This window comes from Alkalibacterium sp. m-11 (assembly GCF_054658155.1).
This window is the reverse complement of sequence record NZ_BAAGIR010000685.1, coordinates 1-218: the sequence shown is the minus strand read 5'-3', so window position 1 is coordinate 218 and position 218 is coordinate 1. Positions and strand designations below refer to the sequence as shown.

The 218-nt window shown below is 34.9% G+C and carries 1 pseudogene; it reads right to left on the bottom strand.

The features are described 5' to 3' along the window. Positions 1 to 218, bottom strand: a pseudogene (locus ACYQ2O_RS13925) (IS4 family transposase); the annotation flags it as partial.

Below are 218 nucleotides of genomic sequence, written 5' to 3'. Positions count from 1 at the left end.
ATTGAGAATAGCTAATGGACTCAATATCAATCACTTTTTTTAAGTTTGGGTTGACCAACTGTTGATCCAAATGCCGTAGGCTATCGGTTTCATCATTAATCGCATAGAGAAAGAGTTTCAGTACTTTTTTAAACGTTAATTTTTTTGAATACCGATCAAACTGGCCGATAGCCTGTCGAGACGTTTCACTTAATGTTTCTAAAGAAATGTAGGAAAAC